This window comes from Siphonobacter sp. (assembly GCF_048595215.1).
GTDB lineage: Bacteria > Bacteroidota > Bacteroidia > Cytophagales > Spirosomataceae > Siphonobacter.
In genome coordinates this window covers 21,540-27,787 of record NZ_JBMDWJ010000329.1, presented here as the reverse complement: position 1 = coordinate 27,787, position 6,248 = coordinate 21,540, and the positions used below count along the sequence as shown (strand labels likewise).

The window sequence follows — 6,248 nt, the reverse complement described above, 5'->3', positions numbered from 1 at the left end:
CGAAGCCTACAGTTATGGGCGTACGCTTACGCACGAAGTCGGCCACTGGCTGGGTTTAATTCATACCTGGGGAGACCAGTACTGCGGATCGGATTACTGTGAGGATTCCCCACCCAGTGAGTCGGCGATCAACACGCGGTTTTGTAATGATCGGTATTCAACCTGCGTAAGCGGTCAGAGTACCCGAAACATGATCGAGAATTTTCTTGATTACTCGCCCGACGCCTGCATGAATACCTTCACACAGGATCAGAAAAATCGGGTACGGGCAGTACTGGAACTAAGTCCGCGTCGTCGGCAACTGGTAGCTACTACGAATTTGCTGGAAGAAACCGAAAAGCTGGTACTGAAGGTATACAACCATCCCATCCGAAGCCAGACCATCACCTTTGAAGCGACCTTCAAGGGCATTCAACTCATTAAGTATTCGCTCTTGGATCTACAGGGCCATGTAGTATACTCCGCCCGTCAAAGCAGCCAGCCCAGCAGTTTGTTTTCGATTTCGGGGGTGCATTTGGCTCCTGCCGTGTATGTTTTGCGTTTTACCGCTGGGGCTGAGACCCTTAGTACGCGTCTTGTGGTGCAGTAACCGTTACCTCAAATACTCGCCTTTCCTTTGTACCGTGTGGGTACGAATTCCATCTTTGGGCATACCTCTTTGTTGACCCATGTTCTGGAATTCGTACCCGCTTATTCGGTATACGCTGGCCTTTATGGCTGGAATCATTCTCTATACGCAGACTCCACTGCCCTTAATAGCTCTAGTCCTTACCGGCTTCGTCACCCTAAGCCTTTACCTCTATTTCCATTTTTTGGGAAAACAGTTATCCTGGCTGAGTGGACCGGCTGGTGTGGTGACAGTCGGGATATTAGGCTGGCTCTTTACGGCACAGGCGGACGATAGTACGCGTCCTGACTATCTTGTTCATCTTCCAGGCCCCATTGAAGGTTATCGGGCGGTACTGAGTTCGGCGGTGGAAACGAAAAGCAATACGTTTCGGGTCACGGCTCAGGTAGAACAGGTACGCATTCATTCCCGCTGGATGCCCGCTCGTGGCAACGTATTACTCTTTATAGACCGCAACGTTCCACATAAGCCCGCTTACGGCGATGAGCTTCTGGTACGGAAAGCCCCCGAACGCGTGGAGCCGCCGCACAATCCAAATGAATTTAACTACCAACAGTATTTGAAATACCAGGGTGTCGACTACCAGCAGTACCTCCACGTCGGCGAGTTTGTACGATTGAGCAAACGTCCACCTTCCCGTTTGGTACAACTGGCCCTTCAGGTTAATGAATCCGCGACGGCCCTCCTAGCCCAACACCTGACCTCCCGAAACGAACTAGCCGTTGCTTCGGCCATGCTTCTGGGGGTACGCGACGAACTCGACAGTGATTTACTGCGAGCGTATTCGGCTGCGGGGGCGGTGCATACGCTTTCCGTATCGGGTATGCATGTCGGCATTTTGTTTTTAGTGCTGAGCTGGTTTCTGCAACCCTTACGCAAAGGTTCGTCGTACAAGAAGTGGGTGTTCGTTGGGATTGTTTTTACCTTTTTATGGGGCTATGCCTTACTGACGGGAATGTCCGCTCCGGTACTCCGTTCGGCGATCATGCTCAGTGTATTTGTCATTGGCGATACCTTTCGGCTTTCACGGAATTCATTCAATACGCTGACTTTCTCGGCCTTGGTGATTCTGGTGATTAATCCCTACGCTTTGTTTCAGATGGGCTTTCAACTGTCTTATCTGTCAGTAGCGGGGATTCTGTACCTGTATCCCAGGCTTCACTGGCTCTGGCAACCAGTCAATCCGCTCTGGGCTGAACTCTGGAGTCTATCCTGCGGAGCGGTAGCCGCTCAGATAGTAACCTATCCATTAGCTGTGTATTACTTCCACCAATTCCCAACGTATTTTCTACTCGTCAATCCACTCGTTTTAGGGCTTTCGAGTTTAGGATTGATTGTGGGAATGTTGTACCTGTTGTTCTACTTCGTACCCGTACTTAACGATTTCCTGTTGTATTGCCTTAAACTTTCTTTTGGCTTACTCAATCAATTGGTATTTCGTACAGAAACCTGGCCCGGTGCCCGCTGGAATCGTCTGATCGTTACGGACCTTCAAATGGTACTACTCTACGGCATACTTATTCTGTTACTCTTGCTTTTCGCGACCCGTAGGAAAACCTATTTGTGGCTCTGTATTGCTCTGGCTTTCATTTTTGCTTCAACCAAACTGTATGCCTACCAGCAACAGCGGAAACAGCATTGGCTAGTGGTCCATCACCTGAAAAAACATACGGCGGTCAGCTTCATTCACGGTCGTATGTTAGACTTGCTTGCTGATTCCCTGCTTTATACGGACCGCCGCATGCAGGAACTTCATTTGGAGCAATTCTGGACGGCTCGGGGTATTCAACAAACGCATCATACGCTACAACAAACCCTCACTCCTTTTGGACAAGCCCTCTGCTGGCAGGGTAAACGCGTACTCTGGATTCGGAATCCCCTTCCCCGCCGTACAATTTTACGTAGTCAGCAACCGATTGACCTTGTACTCATCACCAACAACGCCCTCCGCTACCCGCCAGACTGGCTGAGTGAATTTCCTGTCCAGCAAATTGTACTGGATGTTACCAATAGTCGAAGCGTGGCCGAACGCTGGCGAACGTTTTGTAGTGATCGAAATATTGCTTGTTATGACGTTCGTACGCGGGGAGCTTTCGTAGTCTCCTGGTAAAAAATAACCCAATGATCTTACCGGGCTGGAGCAAGCTGAATTAATTTGCGGTACAAACCGAACGAAAGCAAATGAAAAAAATTGGTGTTATTCTGCACGGCAGCGGTGTTTTTGATGGTTCCGAAATTCACGAAGCGACGCTTTCCCTCCTGGCAATTCGGGAAGCCGGAGCGGTGTACGAGTGCTACGCCCCCGATGTCGATCAATACCACGTGATCAATCATACGACGGGTGAAGAAATGCCCGAAAAACGGAATGTACTGGTCGAATCCGCCCGCATTGCCCGGGGTGAAATCAAGAATCTCATGGAGCTGGACCTCGATGCAGTCGATGGTCTACTGATTCCGGGAGGCTTTGGAGCGGCTAAGAATCTGTCTACCTGGGCCTTCGACGGACCCGCTGGTCAGGTACTACCCCAAATCAAAGACGTTATCTTGGCGGCGGTTCGTAAACAGGTCCCCATTGCTTCACTCTGCGTGAGTCCAGTAGTAGTTGCAAAAGCCTTAGAAGGCAGCGAATACCACGCTCAGCTTACGCTGGGAACGAGCGAACAAGCATCTCCCTATGATATTGCTGGATTCTCGGTGGGTATTGAAAGCGTAGGAGCTGTAGCCAAACCGGCTAGTATTGAAGAAGTCTGGGTAGATTCTAACTTAAAAATCGTAACGGCTCCCTGTTACATGATGGAAACCGACATTTTAGGCATTCGGGCCAACACGAAGCAAGCCGTTGAGCGATTACTCGAGTTCATCGGGTAGCTTCTATAATCTAAAATAACAAAGGGTGGTCAGCTACAGCTGACCACCCTTTGTAGGATGCTTCTTCTAGAAAGGCAGATCGTCCGTATCGTTGTCGGCCGGAGGCAAGGTGGGCGAAGACGGCATGTGTGTCGGCTCACTTCCGCCGATAAAGGCGTTGGTATCGACCGCATCCACTCGCCAGGCCCGAGCTTCTGTGTACCAGCGACCGTTATATTCCCGCGATTCAAGGTTAAAGGAAACCTTGATTTTATCGCCAGGGGTGTATTGTTTGAATTCAGCTACTTTATCCCCCCAAAGAGAAAAGTTTACTTTCTTCGGATACTGTTCATCCGTTTCGATTACAAAATCCTGTTTTACCCAGGAATTACCGCTCTTGCTGGTACCCGTCACTTCCGGCAGCACTTGTTGCAGCACACCTTCAATTTCTAATGCCATTTATTTTTTCGATAAGAGGATTTGATTATCAGCATGTAGGCACCAAACCGGCCCTACGCCGATGCAAAAATAACATTCCAGACTTGCTTTTGCTTTCAAAAAAATATACTTTTGCACCACATTCATCAAGGGGCGTTGTGGTGGAATTGGTAGACACGCTACTTTGAGGGGGTAGTGCCGGTTCCGGCATGGGAGTTCGAGTCTCCCCAACGTCACAGTCAAAAACCCGTTTTGGAGCAATCTGAACGGGTTTTTTCTTTATCTCAAGGGCCTTGTAGCAGTAAAATCCAAAAATGTGGCACTTTCTGGGGCTTTAACCTGTGCTCTAAACTCTTCTTACCTCTAACTTATTCCTACCTTTCTCCAAGGAATATTACAAAAGCATTTTCTGTTTGCTTCGGTTACTATACCAAGACCCCATGTAATCAACGCTTACGGTATCCTGGCTATGGGACTACGTTCCTAATGGGAGAGAATTAAGCAAGCTTACCTATTCGCCTCACGATACTGGTTGATATACTTAACTACACGAATAAGGTACCTAATTGTCAAGCTACGCTTGCTCCTACCCTTTTTCGCTTAACACTCTATAAATTAACCAATTAGCAGTATCCATAAAACGCTCTTAACGGGAACCAAGACATTCATATTGCCGTTTGTTAATCTTAATTCCTGTACAAATCTGTCATTAATTGGTATAATTTTGCACTTTTTTGAGGTAATGGCATAGCCTTTTGAAGCAAATAGAAGAAATATGGTTTAATATATCGAGTACCCACCCTTTGTTTTAAACCCATTTTCATCTCATTCCATTACGATGTTGATCTAATTTAATCATTACCTAATTTAGAATTAGCTTATTGCTAGTTAAGTGATGTTCTAGATTCAGTAAAATATTCTACGCTGACTTGTAAAGATGGTAGTCTTTTGATTGACATTTGGTAGTAAAATGCTAGGAATAATGAAAAATAAAGTGATTATAAACTATTGTTAACATTTATTGATCATATTTGACGTATAGTCTTAATTGATTTACTTGTAAACACTTGTATTACCCAAACCCCTTTTGGTCTCCGAAAGGGGTTTATTGCGGGGCTTTTCTTGCTTTTCCTTCGTTTATCACAGCTTTTTCTACCAGGATGTCATTAGTACATCCACAGTTAATCCATTTACTATCCAATGATCAGAGGAATTTTCTCGTAGAATTCTTAAATTTGCGAATTATTTGAAAAAGGATTAGTATAACCTCATTGGCCTTGCTGATGAGGTTTATTGTAATCGGCGAAAAGAATGCATTTTCCACCGAATTTAATTTAAAAAAAATCGTTAGTACTAGCTGAGTTATAGTTTGAATACTGGCTCATTAGTGTTCATCGAAGCGATCATTCCCTCATTACCCCCTATGCTTGATTTCATTGCGATAGATTTTGAAAATGCTAATAATGCCAGATCCAGTGCCTGCTCTTTAGGCATTGCAGTGATAGAGAAGGGTGTTATTACCGATGTAAAGCATTGGTATATTAAGCCCTATCCCTTCGAAATGGGCTATTATCAGCAACGTGTCCATAAGATTACGCTTGAATCACTTACCCTTGCTCCTGCTTTCAATGAGCTTTGGCCAGAAGTACTTCCCTATTTAGAAGGCAAAACGGTACTTGCCCACAATGCGGCGTATGATTTAAACCTGTTACGGGGATTATTTGAGCACTATCACTTATCTATTCAAGCCCTGCAATACGCTTGTACCGTAGACATGGCTCGTAGCACCTGGCCCAATGAACCGAAGCATTCACTGGGTTACCTGGCTTATTATAACCAGCTTACATTCACGCATCACCGGGCCGATGACGATGCCCGGGTCTGTGCCCAGCTAGCCTTGCGGATGGCTGAGTTACACGAAGCGGCCGATCTCGACGACCTCATTTATCGTACCAAGGTAAGTAAGCGAAACTTCGACGGCACCTATGCTACCTTAAAGCCTCAGCCTCGTACGCGGCGAAATACGCCTCTCATTCCGAACCTGCATACACAAGTAAATCATTCACACCCGTTTTACGGAAAATCAGTCGTATTTACGGGTGATCTTAGTGCATTGGGACGTACGGAAGCTCAGCAGCTGGTCTGGCAGTGTGGCGGTATTGCAGCGAAAAATCTTTCGTACGCTACCCATTATATGGTCGTCGGTAAACAGAATGCTCAGTTGGTGGGGGAAGAACTGATCTCTTCCAAAATGAAAAAAGCGGAAGAACTCCTCAGCCGTGGGTTTCCGCTGGTTATTCTGAATGAAGAAGAATTTCTGGCTATGCTGTAAGGT

5 protein-coding genes and 1 tRNA gene are annotated in these 6,248 nt (G+C 46.5%); 5 read left to right on the top strand and 1 reads right to left on the bottom strand.

Features of this window, described 5'->3' with window-relative positions:
- From ACOJTG_RS20625 to elbB, 3 genes are all read left to right on the top strand, one after another.
- Positions 1–589 (top strand): M43 family zinc metalloprotease (locus ACOJTG_RS20625; protein ID WP_420155541.1); only part of this gene is annotated, 589 nt, incomplete at its 5' end.
- Between the two features lie 79 nt (positions 590–668).
- A complete protein-coding gene (locus ACOJTG_RS20620; protein ID WP_420155540.1) occupies positions 669–2,738 on the top strand; it encodes a ComEC/Rec2 family competence protein in 2,070 nt (689 codons plus the stop codon).
- 71 nt (positions 2,739–2,809) lie between these two features.
- Positions 2,810–3,496 carry an isoprenoid biosynthesis glyoxalase ElbB gene (gene elbB, locus ACOJTG_RS20615; RefSeq protein ID WP_420155539.1) on the top strand — a complete coding sequence of 229 codons (687 nt, stop codon included), beginning with the start codon at positions 2,810–2,812 and terminating at the stop codon, positions 3,494–3,496.
- 66 nt (positions 3,497–3,562) lie between these two features.
- On the opposite strand, the gene ACOJTG_RS20610 is transcribed toward elbB, so the two are convergent.
- Positions 3,563–3,934 carry a DUF3127 domain-containing protein gene (locus tag ACOJTG_RS20610; RefSeq protein ID WP_094808997.1) on the bottom strand — a complete coding sequence of 124 codons (372 nt, stop codon included), beginning with the start codon at positions 3,932–3,934 and terminating at the stop codon, positions 3,563–3,565.
- Positions 3,935–4,065: 131 nt separating this feature from the next.
- On the opposite strand from ACOJTG_RS20610, the gene ACOJTG_RS20605 reads away from it, so the two are divergent.
- Both ACOJTG_RS20605 and ACOJTG_RS20600 read left to right on the top strand, forming a co-directional pair.
- Positions 4,066–4,149 (top strand) — tRNA-Leu (locus ACOJTG_RS20605).
- A gap of 1,187 nt (positions 4,150–5,336) precedes the next feature.
- Positions 5,337–6,245 (top strand): exonuclease domain-containing protein, encoded by a 909-nt coding sequence (locus tag ACOJTG_RS20600; protein ID WP_420155538.1) that lies wholly within the window; start codon positions 5,337–5,339, stop codon positions 6,243–6,245.
- Positions 6,246–6,248 lie beyond the last annotated feature (3 nt).

Coding starts and splice junctions, on each gene's coding strand:
- ACOJTG_RS20610 (WP_094808997.1), bottom strand. CDS start 3,934: ATGGCATTAGAAATTGAAGGTGTGCTGCAACAAGTGCTGCCGGAAGTG.
- elbB (WP_420155539.1), top strand. CDS start 2,810: ATGAAAAAAATTGGTGTTATTCTGCACGGCAGCGGTGTTTTTGATGGT.
- ACOJTG_RS20600 (WP_420155538.1), top strand. CDS start 5,337: ATGCTTGATTTCATTGCGATAGATTTTGAAAATGCTAATAATGCCAGA.
- ACOJTG_RS20620 (WP_420155540.1), top strand. CDS start 669: ATGTTCTGGAATTCGTACCCGCTTATTCGGTATACGCTGGCCTTTATG.